Source organism: Priestia sp. USM5 (assembly GCF_058323215.1).
In genome coordinates, this window is record NZ_JBSGKN010000001.1 from 1,514,816 (window position 1) to 1,533,265 (window position 18,450).

Below are 18,450 nucleotides of genomic sequence, written 5' to 3' on the forward strand. Positions count from 1 at the left end.
TTAAACATCTTCTAAGGAATCAGTAAATTAGACCTTTTGTTACTTCAAAGTAAGAGGTAGTACTGATAGATAAGCAGTTTTTATGGGTACACAGATATATGAAGATAAAGAAGTAAGGATTTTGGAAAGGAGCAGGTCAGCATGAAAAACGTATTAATCATTAATGGACACGAGTATTATAAAAAGTCAAAAGGAGAGTTGAATCAGACGATTTTTAATGAAATGCAGCATTTACTCGCTGATCAATTTGACATTAAAACAACGGTAGTTGATAAAGGCTACGAATTAGAAGAAGAAATTGAAAAGTGGCTATGGGCTGATGTTGTGATTATGCAGACGCCTATTTACTGGTTCAGCATTCCCGGAAAGTTTAAGCAATATATTGATCGCGTGTATATGGATAACATTTTCTTTAAAGGTTCCAATCAATACGGGCGAGGCGGCTTATTAACGAGGAAACAATACATGTTTTCTCTTACATGGAATGCGCCGGGAGCGATTTTTAACAATGACGAAGCTTTCTATGAAGGAAAAAGTTTAGACGAAGCCATTATGCATTTGCATAAAATGAATCAGTACGTCGGTATGAGTCCACTTCCAACATATTCTATTCACGATGTAGTTAAACATCCAAACATTGATCACTACAAGCATAAATTACAAAATCACGTAGCAGAAGTATTTGGAATAGGAGAGCGCCAATAAAAATCGATATCTACAAAAAACCTGACTAAACAGTCGGGTTTTTTTATTCCCTTTGACACAAAATTCGTAGTCAAAAACAGTTTTTCTTTTTCTTTCTGAGTACTAGAGAAATGTCTACAATGGTAAGGAAGAGTTAACCATCAAGTTGCACAACAATTCGACCAGAAGTGGTAATGAAAGCGTAAACATTTTGGTGAAGATCAGTGATAGAATAAATTTAAGCAAGGGGGGAGCAATTGATGCATCTAGATGAAAGGAGCAATTTAATTTTAAAACGAGTGGTTAACAATCCAGGTATTTCCAATTCAGAATTAGAGAGAAAATATCATCTTTCACGGAGGCAGATTAGCTACAGTTTTACAAAAATTAATGACTGGTTAAAGAGTAATAACTACCCAAAAATTCAGCGAACGAACGGGGGGAAATTTATTATTGATCCTCTTCTAATGGAACTGTTTACTGAAAAAGTCGAACACTCTGCTGGAAGTTATATTCCGTCTGAAAAAGAAAGAGCTCAATTGGTTTTGCTAATGCTATTAAGCAGCGAGGAAGAATTATCTTTACTTCATTTCTCCAGCTCGCTATCAGTGAGTAAGAATACGGTATTAAGAGATATGAAATATACACAGAGAATTGTAAATGGTTATCATCTTGAAATTATTTATTCGCGAATGCACGGATACGACATAGTAGGAAGTGAGTGGAATAAAAGGAAGCTGCTTATTGAAGTACTCCGGACCGTATATGACATGTATCAAGGCGAGACGTATATTCAGGCATATACAGGAATTTCAAGAGAAGAAATTAAGAGATTAAAAGAGCAAATGGAAAAAGTAGAAAAGCGTTTAGCACTTCAATTTATCGATCAAAAAATAAAACTTCTTCCATATACAATAGCTATTTTGTTAAAACGAATTAAAAAAGGAAACTTAATTAAAGATTCTTATCATATCGACTATGAAGAACTGTCGGATACAAAAGAGTTTGAGGCTGCCGAAATTTTAATTGAAGATGCTGCTTGTATCCCAAAGGAAGAACGTTTATTTATTACATTACAATTGCTTACTTCTAACGTTCTATCCTCCCAATTTTTAAGAGATGAAGAAACTCTTGAATTAAAATCTTCATTAAAAAAAAGCCTTGCGTTATTTGAGAAAAAAGCATGTATTACTTTTAAAGAAAAAGAGAAGCTGCTTCAAAAATTAGTGCTGCATATGAAACCAGCTTACTACCGCATTAAATATCAGCTAACTACTAACTATTCAATAATTGAAAAAGTTAGTGAAGAGTTTGAAGCCATTCACTACATTGTAAAAGATTCATTAAAGCCTTTTGAAACTTATATTGGCTGCCCTATTCCTGAAAGCGAAGTGATGTTCATTACCGTTTTTATTGGCGGACATTTAATTAACAGTGGCGAAACGATACAGCTGAAAAAGAGAGCGGTGGTTGTTTGTCCTAACGGGGTATCCATTTCACATTTGATGGAGCACACGCTGCGCGATTTATTTCCAGAGTTTTATTTCTACGAAGCTCTTTCGATTCGAGAATTTGATCAATCAAAAGCTGAATTTGATATGGTATTTTCTCCTGTTCCTGTCCAGACTTCTAAACATTTATTTATTGTGGAACAATTTATTTCCGATTTTCAAAAGCTCCAGCTTCGGCAGCGAGTCATTCAAACCATATTCGGTTTAAATACATCCGTGGTGAACATTGAACAGTTAATAAGTGTCATTGAAAAATACGCAAAAGTTGATCAGAAGTCTCAACTTCAAAAAGCACTGCAAGATTATTTTTCTCTCCAAGTATTAAACGAAACAAGTAAAAATCAAGAATACAGTTTAGCAGATTTAATTACACCTGAAACAATTGTGCTGCGCGATCAAGTGGAAAGCTGGAAGGAAGCTATTTCAATAGCCGCTGCCCCGCTTTTACATAAAGGTATTATTACTGAAGCTTATATTGATAAAATGCAGGAACAATATCCGTCTATGTCTCCACATATTGTACTAAGACTTAATGTTGCAATACCTCACGCAAGCCCTGAGGACGGTGTTCAAGCAGTAGGCATGAGCTTACTTAAGTTAAAAGAAGGCTTATTATGCGGAGAGCAAAAAGTTCATTTTATTGTTGTTATCGCAGCTATTGATAAAAAGAAACATTTAAACGCTATGCTGCAGCTGATGAAATTAGCGGAAATGAACGGGGTAATAAATGAGATGAAACGGCTAAATGAAAAATACAAAATCTATGAAATAATTAAAACGCACTCTATCTAATCATGGTACAGAATGTATAGCAAGGAGGATACAATCGTGACATTACAGCCTTTTTTAAAAGAAGAGTTACTGAAGTTAAATAGTGTATGTAAAGATCAAACCGATATCTTTGAAATGGTGTACAAAGAGGCATTTGGCAAAGGGTATGTCAGTGAAAATTTTCTGACAAAAATTAAAGAAAGAGAAGCATCTTTTCCGACAGGTCTTAAAATAGGCGATTACAGCGTAGCAATCCCTCATACAGATCCAGAGCACGTTTTTGAACAATTTATTAGTTTGGTTACCTTACAAAAACCTGTATCGTTTTATTTAATGGATGACAATACAAAAAAAGTGGATGTGCGCATTGTGCTTCTATTAGGTTTAAACCAGCCTCACACCCAGTTAACAGTACTTCAGGAGCTGATGCAAACAATTCAAGATCAGCAAAAAATAGAGCAATTATTACAGGCTGAAAATCAAAGGGACGTTCAAGCTATTTTTAACGGAGTTGAAAATATTATTACAAAAGGGGAGAAGTAAAATGAAAAAGTATACGGTATTAGTAGCGTGCGGAGCGGGAATTGCAACATCAACAGTGGTGTGTGAACGAGTAGAAAATTTATTAAAAGACAACAGCATTAACGCAGAAGTTGTGCAGTGTAAAATTGCCGAAGTAGCTTCTCGCCAAGAAGGAGCAGATTTAATTGTATCGACAACGATTTTACCTACAACATATAGCATTCCGGCATTAAGCGCAACCTCCTATATCACAGGGATTGGCATGGAAGCACTGGACCAAAAAATAATAGATGCCTTAAATAAACCAGTTGCAAATTGATTAGTCAGAAAATTAAAAATAATAAATCGGGAGATGAGTAGAATGAAAAAATATACGGTATTAGTAGCTTGCGGAGCAGGAATTGCAACATCAACAGTGGTGTGTGAACGAGTAGAAAATCTATTAAAAGACAACGGGATTAACGCGGAAGTTGTGCAGTGTAAGATCGCTGAGGTAGCCTCTCGTCAAGAAGGAGCAGATTTAATTGTATCGACAACGATTTTACCTACAACGTACAGCATTCCAGCATTAAGCGCAACCTCCTATATCACGGGAATTGGTATGGAAGCACTGGATCAAAAAATTCTGACGCATTTACAAGCATAGGTATCACGTGTTGCCTCCATTTTAGAAAATGACAAAGAAAAATGAGGGATGGATATGGATAAACTTCTATCAGGTGTGCAGGCAGTATTAAATCTAGGACCTACAGTTATTTTACCAATTGCCATTTTTATCTTAGGCCTGTTATTTAAAACAGGTGCAAAAAAAGCGTTTAAATCCGGAATTACAATAGGAATCGGTTTTGTCGGGATCAACTTAGTTATTGATTTACTTGTAAAAAACTTAGGACCAGCAGCACAAGCAATGGTTGAACGATTTGGTCTAAACCTAACTGTTATTGATACAGGATGGCCTTCTGCCGCTGCAATATCTTGGGCATCTCCCGTTGCAGCTATACTAATTCCTGTTTGCTTGTTTGTAAATATTATTTTGCTTTTATTAAAACTGACTAAGACGCTTGATATTGATATTTGGAACTACTGGCACTTTATCGCTGCTGGTGCAACAGGATACGTCGTCACAGGAAGCTGGTGGTTTGCAATATTGTGTACCGTTCTGTATGAAATTGCTGTTTTATTTGTAGCAGATAAGACGGCGCCAATGGTTCAAAAATTTTACGGGTTAGAAGGAATTTCTCTTCCTACGGGCTCTACAGCTGCGTTTGGACCAATTGGTATTTTGGTAGGTATGGGTGTATCAAGGATTCCAGGGATTAAAAGGTTGAATGCAGATCCCGAATCTATTCAAAAACGTTTTGGTATTTTCGGTGAACCAATGATGATGGGGTTAATCTTAGGATGTGTAATCGGTATATTAGCAGGCTATGACCTCGGTAAAGTTTTTCAGGTAGGTATTTCAATGGGAGCGGTTATGCTTTTGATGCCTAGAATGGTTAAAATCTTAATGGAAGGACTTATTCCAATTTCTGAAGCAGCTCGTTCTTTTCTTCAAAAACGATATGGTGATCGTGAAATATATATTGGATTAGACGCCGCTCTTGCAGTAGGACATCCATCCGTTATGGCTACAGCACTATTACTTGTCCCCATTACATTACTTTTAGCTGTCATTCTGCCTGGGAATAAAGTATTGCCGTTTGGGGATTTGGCTACCATTCCTTTCTATGTAGCTTTTGTTGTGGGCTCATTAAGAGGAAATATTATACACTCTCTTATTTCGGGCACCGTTATGGTAGCGCTATCACTTTACATGGCAACGAATTTCGCAGATGTGCATACGCAAATGTTATCAGGAGCTCAGTTTTCGATGCCGGAAGGTGCAACACGAATTTCAAGTTTAGACATGGGAGGAAACTTATTTAACTGGCTTATTCTTAAGTTCTCTCAGCTGTGGGCTTCTATTTTTTAAAATAGGCATAAACAGGAGGTAAGGCAATGAAAGCGGCCGTGCTGCATGAAAAAAATGAAATTATTTATCAAGATATTGGCATTGATTCCTGCCGAGCGAATGAAGTCAAAATAAAAGTAATGGCAGCAGGAATATGCGGATCAGATACACACAAAATGACAAGCAGATGGAAGTATCCGTTGCCTGCCATTATGGGTCATGAGTTTGCTGGATATATCGTTGAAAAAGGGGCAAAAGTAACAGATTTGAACGTTGGGGACAGAGTAGCTGCTATTCCGTTTAAACCGTGCAACGCATGTGAATATTGCCAAAAAGGACAGTATTCGTTATGCGAAAACTACGGAATGATTGGTGCTCAAGCATTTGGTGGATTTGCTCAGTATGTCAATATTCCAGCTTCTAATGTTATACAAGTAGGAGAGATGGACTTTGAAGAAGCAGCGATGATAGAACCTTTAGCAGTAGCGCTTCATGGAGTACTTAATATTCATCCGCAAATAGGAGACACCGCAGCGGTCTTTGGAGCAGGAGTCATTGGTATGCTGGCGATTCAATGGCTGAAAATTGCAGGTGTAAAAGAAATCATTGCCATCGATATTTCTAGTGAAAAGCTTGCAGAAGCAAGGGCCATGGGTTGCGAAAAAGTGATTCATGCCCGTTATGAAAATGTCTTTGAAAAAATTAATGAATACACAAAAGGGAGAGGGGTGGATCTTGCACTCGAATGCGCAGGTTCCCCTGTCACTCAAGAGCAGTGCCTGCTCGTTACTCGTAAAAAAGGGAAAGTTGGATATTTAGGTATTGCTTATTCAGATGTGTGTTTATCTGAAGCAGCATTTGAGAGTATTTTTAGAAAAGAGCTTACGTTACAAGGTTTCTGGAACTCTTATTCTGCACCGTTCCCTGGGAAAGAATGGGAAACAAGCGTTGACTTTGTTTTAAATGGAAAGATTAGATTAAAAGAGTTAATTTCTCATCGCTTCAAGTTAGAAGACACGCAAAAAGCATTTAATATGATTATTAATCGAGAAGAAGCTTATGGAAAAGTATTAATAATTCCAAATAAGGAGTGAAAAAAATGAAGGCAGTCATGAAGGTAGAGCCAGGCTACGATAATATGCTGTTAAAAACAATCCCTGAATCAGAAGTTCAGAAAAACCAAGTGAAGATTAAAGTAGCGTATACCGGAATATGCGGTACGGATATCCACACGTTTACAGGTCAATATAAAAATTCCCAGACGCCGGTTGTGCTCGGGCATGAGTTTTCCGGTATAGTCGTTGAGGTAGGAGAAGATGTAACAAAAGTAAAAGTTGGCGATAAAGTAACGAGTGAAACAACATTTGTGACGTGCGGAGAGTGTGAGTACTGCTTAGAAAAAGACTATAATCTGTGCGCTCATCGAAAAGGAATAGGTACACAAATAAACGGCAGCTTTGCTGAATATGTTATTTCACGTGAAGAAAGTGTCCATGTGCTGCCGGATACAGTCGACTTAAAAGCAGCTGCTTTAACTGAGCCTCTAGCTTGCTGCGTCCATGCAGCTTTAGAAAAGACAGTTGTTAAAAAAGAAGATAAAGTATTAATTTTTGGTCCAGGACCCATTGGTTTACTGCAAGCACAAGTTGTAAAAGCACAAGGCGCGTTTGTTATATTAGCAGGTATTACAAAAGATCAGAAGCGATTGGAGCTAGCTAAGTCCTTAGGAGTTGACGTAGCGGTAGATATCCAAAAAGAAAGCTTAGAAGAAATGGTGCTGACCTATACAGACGGATACGGTGTTGACAAATTATTTGAGTGTTCAGGTGCTGTTCAGGCGTTAAACCAAGGCTTGCCTCTGGTTAAGAAAAAAGGAACGTTTGTACAAGTAGGGATTTTCTCCGAAAAATTAAACCTTTTAGATCAAGAATCTATCATTCAAAGAGAAATTACATATATCGGCACGCGTTCTCAGAAACCAAGTTCTTGGCATATTGCTTTGAAACTTCTTGAAGAGAAGAAAATTAATACAGAGAAAATGATCACTAAAATTGTGCCTCTAGATTATTGGCGTCAAGGATTCGAAGCCGTTCTATCAGGTAATGAAATAAAAGTACTTGTTCAGTCGTAGAAATGAACTATATAAATAATGTAAATCAGGGGAGGGAGGAAGTGTGAAAGATACGCAAATGGAAGCCGGTTTATATTGTAACAGTTGCAAAGAAGAGCTTCCTCACCACGTTTACTATATTAACGGCAAAATTGTACGCGTAGAGTGTCAAGAATGTAGGCGTACAATGGTATTTAAAGTTGATGTTTTGAAAGAGTTCTATAAAGAGGTCTACAAGCGTGTCTCTACTAAACCTAACCGAGTATCAAAAGAATATAAAAAAGATATAAATAGATTTTTAACTGGAATTCCGATAAGGTTAGTGAGCAAGCCTTATCGTCTAATGAAAGATTTTAATGAATCCATGCATACTATTCACCGCTACAAAAAATGAACTGCTAGAAAATAAAGGGCGGGTTGCCTGTTGTTATAGCTGATGCATCAATGCGTTTTTTCTAGCTACATAAAAAAGCTGCTTTCTATACATGCAATGTTTAGAAAGCAGCTTTTTTACGTGACAGTTTCAAACTTCAGGGTGTGAGGTGGGGGTAGTTTTTGTTTACCCGTCTATATCTAAATAAAACAATCTAAATGATAATGAAGTAGAAATTATTTATTCCGTTTGTTTATAAATTGTTTAAATATAAGATGAAGCAGTTTAGCTTTGGAAAATAAGGGAAGAAGCATACTAACTTGCCTGTGTATATTTAGAAAAGGAGGGATAAAGATGTCGTTAGCTCATTTTGATGATATTTCAGAAATTTGCTATGCATGTGAAAAACAGCCTCTTGGGAAAAGACAAAAACGCATTGGCGTATGGACGGAAAAAGAAATGAGAAAGCCTGTTGAAGAGAGAGTAGAAAATCAGAAGGTGGTCGCACTTTCTCGTTAACGTAAAAAAGCCTTTAGCTCATCTAAAGGCTTTTTTACGTATTGGCGTTTGGACATGTGTGAAGGGTCATAGAAGCAATCGTTATAAATCTTCTAGTCTTTGAACTTTTTTGCCTTCTATTTTATGCTGTTCCATCGTTTCTTTTAACTCTTTGTTCGCCGTTGTCATGGTCGTTTCATTTGTTACGCCCATAAATGACCAGCCGTGAGATTCAAGCCAGTACTTGAATTCCCGCAAAAACTCTTCCTGCGTTCCTCCCGTATGATAAAAAGCTCCTTGAATCGTAATAGCCGGTTTTTCCGTATTATACGTTACATACATTTTATTTGCACACATCCAAATGGACCTCCTTTATTAATAAACAAACGTAAATTGACAAAGAAGCGCTGAATCATTCCTCAATAGTTACACTATTTCTCTATTTGACTGCTGTTTTCCTTTTAATCTCTGCGATTAATCATAATTAAATCAAGTTTTTTACAGAAAGAGGAATGTAAGTAAACAGATAAAAAGCGCGTTTCGCAATGAAATCGTCATATTTCTACATATTCTTTAAGGGTCATGTAAAAGTTGTAACATAATGAATGGCACTGTAAGAAACTTAATCCAATTAGAACAAATGTTACTGTTTTTTTTAATGAAAAGGCGAATCTATGTGCTAAGGTAATAACAGGTTCAAATTTTAGGAGGTAGTTTTTGTGAGTAAAAAACGTGTAAAAAAATGGGCAGTTGCTTCTGCAGCGTCTGTAGCATTTCTAGCAAGTCAAGGAACAGCATCAGCAGCAGCTTCGCACAAAGTCGTAAAAGGAGATACCTTGTGGGGGCTTGGCCAACAAAATGGGGTTACGGTAGATGAGCTGAAAGGCGCTAATAACCGCCAAAACGACATGATTTACGTTGGAGAAACATTAACGATTCCTGACCAGGGACAAGCACAATCTGCCGCTAGTCCGGCAACATCTGTACATACAGTAGCACAAGGCGAAACGTTATATCATATTGCAACACAAAACGGCATGACTGTGGATCAGTTAAAAGCTGTTAACGGTTTACAAAGTGATATCATTACCATCGGACAAACATTAAAACTTCAAGGAGAAGCACCGGCGCCGGCACAAACTGCTCCGTCTACATCGGTTTCTGCACAAGATCAAGATTTACTAGCTAGATTAGTAGAGGCAGAAGCAAAAGGTGAGCCGTACCAAGGAAAAGTAGCGGTAGCAATTGTGGTATTAAACCGTGTAGCTTCACCGGAATTCCCAAATAGCATTCACGACGTTATTTATCAGCAGCTAGGAAACGGCGTATATCAATTTTCACCAGTAGCAAACGGAGCAATTAATCAACCTGCATCAGAAGAATCAAAACGAGCGGTAAGCGAAGCATTATCAAACCCGCATGAAAACGATGCGCTGTTTTTCTATAATCCGAAAATCGCTGAAAGCCAATGGGTTGCAACGCAGCAAGTAACGGCAGTTATCGGAAACCATGTATTTGCAAAATAAGTAAATTTCTTTCAAACATAAACATATATTTCATATATATGTAATGTTCATACAAAGAGTCTGTTACAAAAGTATCTTGGTTAAAGCAAAATCCAAACTATTAATATTGATAGTTTGGATTTTTTTGTTATGGTGAACGTAGGTTTCGTATATGTAGAGGTACTTCTAGCTGTTGATTGAAGGGTAAGGAGAAGACTCCTGGGGAGAAAACGGAACAAATGAGACCCCGCAGGAGCCCATGCAAAGAGGAGGCTTATCGGCCGCCCGCGAAAAGCGAGGCCTTGCACGGAAAGCAACAGCGGTGAAACAAGCAGTCCAGATCATTTATTCCTATTATTCGTCTTTAAATGAGGGCGAGTTAGGTATGTTTTAATCTCTTATGTATGAAGAGAGAAATAGCTCTTTTTAAGTTTAATTGAACCTTAAAATGTCTTAACAGATCCATCTGTTAAGGCATTTTTTTGCTTTAATTTTAAGAAAACCATTGATTATTTAGAGAATAATGGTATTATAGGGGTAGTCAATTGATAATGATAATCATTTACATATGATATAGAGGAGGAGATAACTAGACTTCTAGATGAAAGAAAGGAGCAAGGAAAGTTGAAGTTTTATCAGTTAATTCTTGTGTTTGCTGTACTAGCGGTTTCGTCTCTTTTTGTAGGAGTACAAGACCTGTCAGCGATGGATCTGTTTCATTTAACAAAAGAAGAAAGCCAAACGCTGTTTTTTAGTCGTTTTCCTAGGCTTTTGAGTATTATTATGGCGGGAATGAGCCTTAGTATTTGCGGATTAATTATGCAGCAAATTACGCGAAATAAGTTTGTCTCTCCAACAACTGCAGGAACGATGGACTGGGCAAGACTTGGTGTGTTGATTTCTCTACTAGTATTTGCTTCAGCAAGTCCTCTATTAAAAATGAGCATTGCTTTCATTTTCTCACTTGCGGGCAATCTATTGTTTATGAGAATACTAGACAGAATTAAATTTAACGATACGATTTATATTCCGCTAGTTGGTTTAATGCTCGGCAGTATCGTAAGTTCCTTAGCTACCTTCATCGCTTACAAATACGATTTGATTCAAAATCTTTCTTCATGGCTGCAAGGCGACTTTTCGCTAGTAGTCAAAGGGCGATATGAACTTTTATACCTGAGTATACCGCTCTTAATAATTGCTTATCTTTACGCAGATAAGTTCACGGTTGCTGGTATGGGAGAAAGCTTTTCAATCAATTTAGGCGTGAAATACAAACAAATCGTAAACATTGGATTAGTCATTGTTTCGCTTATTACGTCGATTACGATTTTGACCGTTGGCATGCTGCCTTTTTTAGGATTAATCATCCCAAATATCGTATCGATTTACCGTGGAGATCATTTGCGAAAAAGCCTGCCTCATACAGCGGTGCTTGGAGCTGTATTCGTACTTGCGTGCGATATTTTAGGCAGAGTCATTATTTTCCCTTATGAAGTTTCTATTGGGTTAATGGTCGGTGTAATAGGAAGTGCGATCTTTCTTTTTATGCTGATAAGGAGAGGTCGTTATGCATAACAAATATAAAATTATTATTCTCGCCGCGCTGGCTATTTTGTCGGCTGCGCTGTTTATCAGCTATGATTTAGGCTACTGGCAGTACACGCTGCCGCGAAGAATTGAAAAAGTCGCTGCGATTGTTTTAACCGGAGGAGCGATTGCGTTTTCATCCGTTATCTTTCAAACGATTACCAATAATCGAATTCTAACTCCTAGTATTCTAGGACTGGATTCACTGTATTTATTTCTGCAAACGTTTATTGTGTACATCTTTGGCTCGACGAATATTGTCATCATGAACAAAAATCTTAACTTTCTTCTTTGCGTTTCGCTGATGATTATCTTTTCGGTCTTGCTTTACATACTGATGTTCAAAAAAGCCGGTAAGAATATTTTCTTTATTTTACTGGTTGGAATTGTGTTCGGCACGTTATTTAAAAGCATGTCTTCATTTATGGAAATGCTGATTGATCCGAATGAATTTCAAATTGTACAAGATAAATCATTTGCAAGCTTTAACAATGTCAATACTGATTTGCTATACATAGCAGCGGTTATTTTTATCCTGCTTGGCATTTACGTATGGCGTTTTACCTCCATTTTTGATGTTCTGTCGTTAGGAAGAGAACATGCGGTAAATTTAGGTATTGATTATGACAGGCTTGTCAAAAAAATGCTGATTGTGATCGCCATTTTTGTCTCAGTGGCCACAGCTTTAGTTGGGCCGATTACCTTTCTTGGACTGCTTGTTGTGAACCTTGCGAGAGAGCTGTTCAAAACGTACAAGCACACCTATCTTATGATGGGATCACTGTTGCTTAGTGTTATAGCCCTCGTCGGAGGAGAATTTATTGTTGAAAAAGTGTTCACCTTCAGCACCACGCTGAGCGTCATCATTGACTTTGCCGGCGGAATTTACTTTATTTATTTGCTGCTAAAGGAGAATAGATCATGGTAGAAGTAACAAATGTCAGTAAAAAATACGGAGAAAAAACCGTTTTAGAAAAAACATCTGTGGTGATTCCAAAAGGAAAAATCACGTCATTTATCGGCCCAAACGGAGCGGGGAAAAGTACGCTGCTTTCCATTATGAGCCGTCTTATTAAAGCCGACTCAGGATCAATATCAATAGAAGGAAAAAATATAGAGAATATTGACAGCTCGGATTTAGCCAAAAAAATGAGCATTTTAAAACAGTCCAATCAGCTGAATATCAGACTTAGCGTACGTGAACTCGTAAATTTTGGCCGGTTTCCTTATTCAAAAGGCCGGTTAACAAAAAGCGATGAACAAGCGGTTGATCAGGCGCTGAGTTATATGAAGCTTGAAAGTATTCAAGATAAATACTTAGATGAACTGAGCGGAGGACAGTGTCAGCGAGCTTTTATCGCTATGGTCATCGCACAGGACACGGAGTATATCTTCTTAGATGAACCGCTCAATAACTTAGATATGAAGCATTCTGTTGAAATTATGAAGCTGTTGAAACGTCTCGTAGAAGACTTAGGCAAAACCATTGTGATTGTCATTCACGATATTAATTTTGCGTCTGTCTATTCGGATTACATCGTGGCGCTTAAAAACGGTGAAGTGATCCGTGAAGGCCCAACAGAAACCATCATTCAAACATCTGCATTAAAGGATATATACGATATGGATATTCCAATCGAAACGGTTGGCGGACAGCGTATTTGCGTTTATTTTTCATAAAATTTATTCATGAGGTGACAAAAGTGAAAAAAGTGTTAGTAATGTTTGTAGCAGTCTTAACGGCGATTGTTGTGGCCGCTTGCGGTAATCAAGGAGCAAAAGAAACAACAGGTGGAGAAAGTAAGCAAAAAGAAACGGTAACGGTAACCGATCAGTTCAATAAAGACGGAATTAAAATTGAGAAAAATCCTAAAAAAGTTGTAGTATTCAGCATGGGTGCACTTGATACGCTAGATAAATTAGGTGTTGAAGTAGCGGGCTTGCCAAAACAAGCGATTCCTGAGTATTTATCAAAGTATCAAGATGATAAGTATGTGAATGTAGGTGGCTTAAAAGAACCTGATTTCGAAAAGATTGCAGAACTAAAGCCAGACTTAATTATTATTCAAGGCCGCCAAGCAGATTCATTTGATGAATTTTCAAAAATTGCGCCGACGATCTATATCGATACGGACAACCAGCACTATATGAAGTCATTTAAAGAAAACACAAAAGTACTAGGACAAATTTTTGATAAAGAAGATCAAGCGAAAAAAGAGCTAGCAGCAATTGATAAGCAAATTGCAGATTTGAAAAAACAAGCGGACAAACTAGATAAAAAAGCGCTTGTAATGATGGCAAATGATAGCAAGATGACAGCATTTGGTCCAGGGTCTAAATACGGATTAATTCATGATGTATTTGGTATCAAAGCAGCAGACGACAGCCTAGATCCATCGGCTAAGCACGGTCAAAGCATTGCATATGAATATTTAGTTAAGCAAAATCCGGACTACTTATTCGTGGTTGACCGCGGCGCAGCAATTGGTGAAAAATCATCTGCTAAACAAATTGTTGAAAATGAGTATGTAAAAGAAGTCAATGCAGTGAAAAACAATCACGTTGTGTATCTTGATCCAGGTCTTTGGTATTTATCTGGAGGAGGCCTTGAGTCAATGGCAGGCATGATTAAAGAAATCAAAGCTGGAATAGAGAAGTAATAGAAAAAAAGAGCTGGGTTTGACCAGCTCTTTTTTTTGTGCATGCAAAGTATTCAAGGTTCCGTGACTGTAAAAAGACCGCTACGAGCAGTTTTTTGCTTATAACAAAAGGTGTTATCCACATGTTTCAATGAAGTTGTACTTTAGCTACCCAGAATAAAAAGGTCGCATATGGAAACAGTAGTTATGTGCAGATATGAGAAAGACGGCACGCTAGAATATGTTAGGGAGAAAAGAAACAGTGAAAAATCCTATAGCGGACAAAACTCTACATAAGTTAGTTCAAAAAACAAGCAATGTCAATAAAAGGAGTGTTTCATATGTATTATTACAAAGAAGGATTAATTAATGGCATTAAACCGGATAAGCCCGATCCTGCGGCTGCGAAGGTACTGCAAGAAGCCTTAGGCGGTCAGTTTGGTGAAATGCGAACGATGATGCAATATTTCTTCCAAAGCTCTAACTTCAGAGGAAAAGAAACGCAGTACCGAGATTTAATGAAAGGCGTTTTTTTAGAAGAAATAGCTCACGTAGAACTCGTTCAAAATACCATCAATGCATTGTTAGATGAATCCGGCGGAGCCGGGGTAGGAAGTCAAGGTTCAGATCAGGCTCCTCTTGATGAAGCTGTAAAACACGCTAATCCTCATCACTATATTATGGGGGCTCAAAGCTCACTGCCAGTAGATGCGGGCGGGAATCCATGGAACGGCTCATGGGTTTATAATCACGGAAATCTAGCGGCTGATTTGCTCAATAACGTTGTATTAGAATCAACCGGCGTTTTACAAAAAACAAGAATATATGAAATGAGTTCTAACCAGACGTTAAGAGAAACGCTAGGCTTCTTAATTGTTCGCGATAATGCTCATCAAAATGCATTCGCTAAAGCACTCGAAACATTAGGAGTAGATTGGGGAAAACTCTTCCCTGTACCAAATTACGATATTAACAAATATCCTGAATGCAGAAAATTTGTCGAAATGGGCTATCATAACACGCAATTTGATTTTAGATTAGATCCGCATCGAATGGGAGAAATATTCCAAGGGCAGACGCCAAGCAGAAATGGCGGAGACCTAAGCATAACAACTCCACCGGAAGCTTTTCCAGTCCCTCATTTATCTGAAATGCCAAATGAGCACGCTCCAGGTCTTGGAGACATGAACGCATAAAAATATGCAAATTAGCTTTAATGAATTAGAGCTAAAGCAAATAAAAAACATTGACTGAGAGCTAGTAGTCAATGTTTTTTTATGTTTCTTCAGCTGTCGTTCCTCTGAATGCAAGAACATCCCGCCGTTTACATAAACTCGGGATAAGCGGTTGTTTTACATCTATTTGTGAATTTACTTGTTTTTTATAAGAAGAAAAGGGAATACTTTCTTTAATCACTTGTGATAGAAAGCTAATAAGGGGCATGCTGCTATGAGTAGTCAACAAGATGAATTTTTATTTAAAAGAGAGCTCTATCGCTTAGTACAAGAATACAAACGCTGTAAAGCTGAAGAGATTAGACGGGCAATTAAAAAGGATATTCTTCTTTTGAAGAAGGTTATAAATAACTGAAATAGACAAAAACTAGAAAAAAGCTCATGTTAGTTAATAAATGAGCTTTTTTGCCTGCTTTAAACTTGTTCAAACGAATTAGTATGTCTGTAAATGGTCTTGGGAAGAGTATGGATCATGTTAAACAGAGCTAACGCAGTTGTTTCTGATTCTTCATAACGATAAATGATATCGTTTTCAACATCGCAGATTTGAAAACTGTTTAATTGTTTTAAATAACTTAGTGTAAACCTATTGGCAAGAGTATGAGTAATGTCGCTATCTCTATAATTTACTAAATTTGCTATCATATGCTTAATTTCAGTTAGGTTCATCCACCAAGTCACCCTTTCATGTTATTTAGGTTATCATACCATGTCCAGGTAATTTGAATACTGTTTTTTACAATTTGTAACAACAATTTTCAAAATGAAACATAAAGGTAATAAAAAGTTAAAACGAGCAGCTAAACGCAAGCTGAACATTTCCTATGAGGGTGTAGGCTTTTCTTTGTAATAGGTCAACTCCAGCTTTTTATCCGCGATTTCTTTTAGCCCAATACGAATCATACTGAATACCAAAATCCATAATATAACCGTTAAAATCGTATGTCCAGCTGGGAAAATACCTAGTACAGGTGAGTCCCAAAGAGCGTGCATAAAAACGACAAGCAAAAATACACCGAAAAATTTTGGTTTTATCAACATGCTCCACTGAAATTTCTTATCTCCTTGCACGATGCATATGGCAGCGCCAGTCAAGGCAGCCCAAGCTACATGTCCTCCAGGAGCAAAAATACTGCGCCAGAGTATTGTAGAATAGAGCATGTGAAAGCTGCCGGAAAGAAGTGCTCGCAAAGCATAGCCAGCGGTTTCAAAAGCAGCAAAACCAGCTCCTATTGCAGCTCCTAAGAGAAGTCCGTTAAGGATATATCTATATTTAAGATTGCGTACAAAATAAATAACAGCGATAACTTTAGCCAGTTCCTCACATATTCCAATCACGATCACGTTTGTGTTATTTCCAAGAATATCATAAAACACAAGTGCTAATAAAAGTGAGAGGATTCCGCCAATAAAAACGACATAAACAATTTTGTAAATAGCAATATTCTGCGGAGCGTTCATTTCCCAAAAGAAAATGAGCGTAGTAAATGGCACTGCAAAAGCACCGACTACAATAAGACCGGGTATAAAGTTGATGTTTTCGAATAAGCTTACGCCTAGATATAGTCCTAAGTATGCGACAAGCGCAATAAGAAAGACCCTTGCAAAAAGCCAAGGCTTTGGCCATGTATTTACAACCTCTTCTATTTTAGGAGTCGTAAGCCCTGTTCCTACAATAAAAAGCCGTTCAGCTTCCATTTCACTGTGCTGTCGGAAGACTCGAGAGAATATATTTCGAAATTTAGGTTCAACCGAACGTTCATTTCTTGGAATTTTATCAACACGATGGGCAAACAAGTAGAATATGCTGTAGTTTTCATCGTGGTCCACAATTTCATGGCCGCAATTTAAGCAGAATTTTACCCCTTCCGGATTAGAATAAGCGCAATGGGGGCATTTCATTTATCTTCCTCCTCTTTCTTTTGACGCTTGTCTTACGATATCTTCTACATATATTATGTGAGTTGATGAAAAAAAGCATAAGAGGGTTTGGCAGGTAATTTGCTTAAATAATGGAATGGTACAGAAGCTATTGCTGAAAGAGACCTCATGAAAGCTAAAAAGGCTGCGCCATAAGGCGAATATTCGACTTACAGCACAGCCCTTTATATGATTAAAAATGTGGATGTTTATAATGCTACTACGCAATAAAAAAGCTTCCTGAAATAAAAATGATGACACCAATGACCATCATTAATGTTTCGCGGTCTTTTTTTCCTGTTTTTTTATTAGCAGGAAGCAGCGATTTTGAAAGAGGCTTGGCAAAAATGATGACAAGCATGCAAACAGCAGCAAAGATGCCAAGCGCCACTTGAAAATTACCTTCAATAAAGACGCATGCCATTAAAAGTACAAGACTTATTTTTAGAAAAATTTTTGATAGGTTCACTATCAACACTCCTTTAGAACACTTAATACGAAAGACTTAGTGATTTTTTTATGTGCCTGTTGTTTTCTACGGCTTGAAGGAGAAAATGAGCGACATCAGAACGGCTGATGTTGCGTCCGTTTTCTGGTATGCTAGCTTCTCCTATACGATAATACGTGGTTAACGAACCGCTCGTTAGACCCATTGGCCGAGCAACGGTCCAGTCGAGTCCGCTTACCTTCAAGAGCTTCACGGCTTCGTGATGGTCGCGAAGCACATTTTTTAAAATACGCTGAGCAAGCCAGCCCGTCATGCCTGGAATTTCTCCGTCGATTCCGGCTGAAGCCGTGTAGGCGATACGCTGAATTCCGTTTTCGTTCATACATTGAATCAGCAGATTTGTCGTTTCTACTAAAAGGGTAGAATGCCCTAGATTTTCGGTTCCCAGACAAGAAATGACTGCATCACACCCTCGCATAGCCTGACACACTTCATAATAATCCAGCACGTCGCCTTGTATGATGTGTACGTTCGCATGCGTTATCTTAAGCTTAGATGGATTTCGCACAAAAGCTTTTACATAATGTCCGTTTTTAATCGCTTGCTTGATTACTTCCTGTCCGGTCCTGCCGCTTGCGCCAATCAAAAAAATGTTCATACGATCAACCCTTTCGTTTCAATGTAGGTAGTAAAAAC

At 37.8% G+C, this 18,450-nt stretch carries 22 protein-coding genes; 18 read left to right on the forward strand and 4 right to left on the reverse strand.

Annotated elements, in window-relative coordinates:
* Positions 1 to 141 precede the first annotated feature (141 nt).
* The 10 genes from ACWATA_RS08260 (at position 142) to ACWATA_RS08305 (ending at position 8,441) form a co-directional block, all read left to right on the forward strand.
* On the forward strand, positions 142 to 705 hold the full coding sequence (locus tag ACWATA_RS08260; RefSeq protein WP_063247359.1) for an NAD(P)H-dependent oxidoreductase: 564 nt from the start codon (positions 142 to 144) through the stop codon (positions 703 to 705).
* A gap of 239 nt (positions 706 to 944) precedes the next feature.
* A complete protein-coding gene (locus ACWATA_RS08265) occupies positions 945 to 2,987 on the forward strand; it encodes a BglG family transcription antiterminator (protein WP_063247358.1) in 2,043 nt (680 codons plus the stop codon).
* A gap of 36 nt (positions 2,988 to 3,023) precedes the next feature.
* Positions 3,024 to 3,509 carry a PTS sugar transporter subunit IIA gene (locus ACWATA_RS08270; protein ID WP_063247357.1) on the forward strand — a complete coding sequence of 162 codons (486 nt, stop codon included), beginning with the start codon at positions 3,024 to 3,026 and terminating at the stop codon, positions 3,507 to 3,509.
* A 1-nt stretch (position 3,510) separates the two neighbouring features.
* Positions 3,511 to 3,807, forward strand: a complete 297-nt coding sequence (locus tag ACWATA_RS08275) for a PTS sugar transporter subunit IIB (protein WP_243494863.1) — start codon at positions 3,511 to 3,513, stop codon at positions 3,805 to 3,807.
* Between the two features lie 42 nt (positions 3,808 to 3,849).
* Complete coding sequence (locus ACWATA_RS08280; protein ID WP_013057899.1) at positions 3,850 to 4,134, forward strand: PTS sugar transporter subunit IIB; 285 nt, start codon at positions 3,850 to 3,852, stop codon at positions 4,132 to 4,134.
* 54 nt (positions 4,135 to 4,188) lie between these two features.
* On the forward strand, positions 4,189 to 5,460 hold the full coding sequence (locus ACWATA_RS08285; RefSeq protein WP_063247355.1) for a PTS galactitol transporter subunit IIC: 1,272 nt from the start codon (positions 4,189 to 4,191) through the stop codon (positions 5,458 to 5,460).
* A gap of 26 nt (positions 5,461 to 5,486) precedes the next feature.
* Positions 5,487 to 6,533 carry a galactitol-1-phosphate 5-dehydrogenase gene (locus ACWATA_RS08290; RefSeq protein WP_063247354.1) on the forward strand — a complete coding sequence of 349 codons (1,047 nt, stop codon included), beginning with the start codon at positions 5,487 to 5,489 and terminating at the stop codon, positions 6,531 to 6,533.
* Between the two features lie 5 nt (positions 6,534 to 6,538).
* Positions 6,539 to 7,570 carry a zinc-binding dehydrogenase gene (locus tag ACWATA_RS08295; protein ID WP_063247353.1) on the forward strand — a complete coding sequence of 344 codons (1,032 nt, stop codon included), beginning with the start codon at positions 6,539 to 6,541 and terminating at the stop codon, positions 7,568 to 7,570.
* Positions 7,571 to 7,613: 43 nt separating this feature from the next.
* On the forward strand, positions 7,614 to 7,943 hold the full coding sequence (locus ACWATA_RS08300; RefSeq protein WP_057244395.1) for a hypothetical protein: 330 nt from the start codon (positions 7,614 to 7,616) through the stop codon (positions 7,941 to 7,943).
* A 333-nt stretch (positions 7,944 to 8,276) separates the two neighbouring features.
* Positions 8,277 to 8,441, forward strand: coding sequence for a hypothetical protein (locus ACWATA_RS08305; protein ID WP_013057894.1), 165 nt, complete (start codon positions 8,277 to 8,279; stop codon positions 8,439 to 8,441).
* Positions 8,442 to 8,522: 81 nt separating this feature from the next.
* Here ACWATA_RS08305 and ACWATA_RS08310 read toward each other — a convergent pair whose 3' ends face one another.
* Positions 8,523 to 8,777: a hypothetical protein gene (locus ACWATA_RS08310; protein WP_013057893.1), complete on the reverse strand. Its 255-nt coding sequence runs from the start codon at positions 8,775 to 8,777 to the stop codon at positions 8,523 to 8,525.
* 362 nt (positions 8,778 to 9,139) lie between these two features.
* On the opposite strand from ACWATA_RS08310, the gene ACWATA_RS08315 reads away from it, so the two are divergent.
* The 8 genes from ACWATA_RS08315 to ACWATA_RS08350 all read left to right on the forward strand — a co-directional run bounded on the left by ACWATA_RS08315 (position 9,140) and on the right by ACWATA_RS08350 (position 15,741).
* Entirely contained in the window at positions 9,140 to 9,946 is an 807-nt protein-coding gene (locus tag ACWATA_RS08315) for a cell wall hydrolase (protein WP_028414468.1), read from the forward strand.
* A 238-nt stretch (positions 9,947 to 10,184) separates the two neighbouring features.
* Positions 10,185 to 10,319 carry a hypothetical protein gene (locus ACWATA_RS08320; RefSeq protein ID WP_367077980.1) on the forward strand — a complete coding sequence of 45 codons (135 nt, stop codon included), beginning with the start codon at positions 10,185 to 10,187 and terminating at the stop codon, positions 10,317 to 10,319.
* A 230-nt stretch (positions 10,320 to 10,549) separates the two neighbouring features.
* A complete protein-coding gene (locus ACWATA_RS08325) occupies positions 10,550 to 11,500 on the forward strand; it encodes an ABC transporter permease (RefSeq protein ID WP_028414467.1) in 951 nt (316 codons plus the stop codon).
* Positions 11,493 to 12,440, forward strand: coding sequence for an iron chelate uptake ABC transporter family permease subunit (locus tag ACWATA_RS08330; protein ID WP_034267834.1), 948 nt, complete (start codon positions 11,493 to 11,495; stop codon positions 12,438 to 12,440). The genes ACWATA_RS08325 and ACWATA_RS08330 overlap by 8 nt, the downstream gene beginning before the upstream one ends.
* Positions 12,434 to 13,192: an iron ABC transporter ATP-binding protein gene (locus tag ACWATA_RS08335; RefSeq protein WP_063247352.1), complete on the forward strand. Its 759-nt coding sequence runs from the start codon at positions 12,434 to 12,436 to the stop codon at positions 13,190 to 13,192. The genes ACWATA_RS08330 and ACWATA_RS08335 overlap by 7 nt, the downstream gene beginning before the upstream one ends.
* 23 nt (positions 13,193 to 13,215) lie before the next feature.
* On the forward strand, positions 13,216 to 14,172 hold the full coding sequence (locus ACWATA_RS08340; protein ID WP_063247351.1) for a siderophore ABC transporter substrate-binding protein: 957 nt from the start codon (positions 13,216 to 13,218) through the stop codon (positions 14,170 to 14,172).
* A gap of 320 nt (positions 14,173 to 14,492) precedes the next feature.
* Positions 14,493 to 15,347 carry a manganese catalase family protein gene (locus ACWATA_RS08345; protein ID WP_063247350.1) on the forward strand — a complete coding sequence of 285 codons (855 nt, stop codon included), beginning with the start codon at positions 14,493 to 14,495 and terminating at the stop codon, positions 15,345 to 15,347.
* A gap of 253 nt (positions 15,348 to 15,600) precedes the next feature.
* Positions 15,601 to 15,741: a hypothetical protein gene (locus tag ACWATA_RS08350; protein ID WP_176343797.1), complete on the forward strand. Its 141-nt coding sequence runs from the start codon at positions 15,601 to 15,603 to the stop codon at positions 15,739 to 15,741.
* Positions 15,742 to 16,208: 467 nt separating this feature from the next.
* Here ACWATA_RS08350 and ACWATA_RS08355 read toward each other — a convergent pair whose 3' ends face one another.
* The 3 genes from ACWATA_RS08355 to ACWATA_RS08365 all read right to left on the reverse strand — a co-directional run bounded on the left by ACWATA_RS08355 (position 16,209) and on the right by ACWATA_RS08365 (position 18,412).
* On the reverse strand, positions 16,209 to 17,288 hold the full coding sequence (locus ACWATA_RS08355) for a PrsW family intramembrane metalloprotease (protein WP_047750491.1): 1,080 nt from the start codon (positions 17,286 to 17,288) through the stop codon (positions 16,209 to 16,211).
* Between the two features lie 238 nt (positions 17,289 to 17,526).
* Entirely contained in the window at positions 17,527 to 17,775 is a 249-nt protein-coding gene (locus ACWATA_RS08360) for a hypothetical protein (RefSeq protein WP_033580533.1), read from the reverse strand.
* Between the two features lie 22 nt (positions 17,776 to 17,797).
* The gene (locus tag ACWATA_RS08365) at positions 17,798 to 18,412 is read right to left on the reverse strand and encodes an NAD(P)-dependent oxidoreductase (RefSeq protein WP_063247348.1); all 615 of its coding nucleotides are present in this window, start codon (positions 18,410 to 18,412) and stop codon (positions 17,798 to 17,800) included.
* Between the last annotated feature and the right edge of the window lie 38 nt (positions 18,413 to 18,450).

What these genes read in the sequence shown, in the direction of transcription:
- ACWATA_RS08305 (WP_013057894.1), top strand. Translation starts at nt 8,277, where the DNA reads ATGTCGTTAGCTCATTTTGATGATATTTCAGAAATTTGCTATGCATGT.
- ACWATA_RS08310 (WP_013057893.1), bottom strand. Translation starts at nt 8,777, where the DNA reads ATGTGTGCAAATAAAATGTATGTAACGTATAATACGGAAAAACCGGCT.
- ACWATA_RS08335 (WP_063247352.1), top strand. Translation starts at nt 12,434, where the DNA reads ATGGTAGAAGTAACAAATGTCAGTAAAAAATACGGAGAAAAAACCGTT.
- ACWATA_RS08285 (WP_063247355.1), top strand. Translation starts at nt 4,189, where the DNA reads ATGGATAAACTTCTATCAGGTGTGCAGGCAGTATTAAATCTAGGACCT.
- ACWATA_RS08265 (WP_063247358.1), top strand. Translation starts at nt 945, where the DNA reads ATGCATCTAGATGAAAGGAGCAATTTAATTTTAAAACGAGTGGTTAAC.
- ACWATA_RS08275 (WP_243494863.1), top strand. Translation starts at nt 3,511, where the DNA reads ATGAAAAAGTATACGGTATTAGTAGCGTGCGGAGCGGGAATTGCAACA.
- ACWATA_RS08295 (WP_063247353.1), top strand. Translation starts at nt 6,539, where the DNA reads ATGAAGGCAGTCATGAAGGTAGAGCCAGGCTACGATAATATGCTGTTA.
- ACWATA_RS08350 (WP_176343797.1), top strand. Translation starts at nt 15,601, where the DNA reads ATGAGTAGTCAACAAGATGAATTTTTATTTAAAAGAGAGCTCTATCGC.
- ACWATA_RS08345 (WP_063247350.1), top strand. Translation starts at nt 14,493, where the DNA reads ATGTATTATTACAAAGAAGGATTAATTAATGGCATTAAACCGGATAAG.
- ACWATA_RS08330 (WP_034267834.1), top strand. Translation starts at nt 11,493, where the DNA reads ATGCATAACAAATATAAAATTATTATTCTCGCCGCGCTGGCTATTTTG.
- ACWATA_RS08280 (WP_013057899.1), top strand. Translation starts at nt 3,850, where the DNA reads ATGAAAAAATATACGGTATTAGTAGCTTGCGGAGCAGGAATTGCAACA.
- ACWATA_RS08365 (WP_063247348.1), bottom strand. Translation starts at nt 18,412, where the DNA reads ATGAACATTTTTTTGATTGGCGCAAGCGGCAGGACCGGACAGGAAGTA.
- ACWATA_RS08320 (WP_367077980.1), top strand. Translation starts at nt 10,185, where the DNA reads ATGCAAAGAGGAGGCTTATCGGCCGCCCGCGAAAAGCGAGGCCTTGCA.
- ACWATA_RS08260 (WP_063247359.1), top strand. Translation starts at nt 142, where the DNA reads ATGAAAAACGTATTAATCATTAATGGACACGAGTATTATAAAAAGTCA.
- ACWATA_RS08355 (WP_047750491.1), bottom strand. Translation starts at nt 17,288, where the DNA reads ATGAAATGCCCCCATTGCGCTTATTCTAATCCGGAAGGGGTAAAATTC.
- ACWATA_RS08290 (WP_063247354.1), top strand. Translation starts at nt 5,487, where the DNA reads ATGAAAGCGGCCGTGCTGCATGAAAAAAATGAAATTATTTATCAAGAT.